The 309-nt window shown below is 50.5% G+C and carries 1 protein-coding gene; it reads right to left on the bottom strand.

The window, feature by feature from the left end; all coding sequences use genetic code 11:
• Window positions 1-309: phage tail tip fiber protein (locus C0K55_RS25830; protein WP_123059785.1), on the bottom strand; the 309-nt coding region annotated here is incomplete at both ends.

The following is a 309-nucleotide window of genomic DNA, read 5'->3' as shown; positions in this document are numbered from 1 at the left end:
CCTCCGTGTCCTCCATGCTGAGGCCAATACCCGCGACATAATGTTTGCCGTCTTTGGTCTGCTCAATTTTGACGCCCCACATGGCATTCCATTTATCGTTAGCGTCCTTCCACTCTTTCGAAAACTCATCCAGTCTGCTGGCGTTATCCTCCGTCAGATCAACTTTTTCCAGCAGCTCTTTACCGAGATGGGATTCGGTTATCTTGCCTTTGAAAAAATCCAGGTAACCTTCCGCATCATCGCTCGCCCGACCGACGGCCTCCACGAATGCCGATTTGCCAACGGTGTTCACACTGCGGATATAAAAGT

Origin of the sequence: Escherichia sp. MOD1-EC6098, from assembly GCF_002965865.1 — a bacterium.
Taxonomy (GTDB): Bacteria; Pseudomonadota; Gammaproteobacteria; order Enterobacterales; family Enterobacteriaceae; genus Escherichia; species Escherichia marmotae.
The sequence above is the reverse complement of the archived record's forward strand: the minus strand, read 5'-3'. Positions and strand labels throughout refer to the sequence as shown.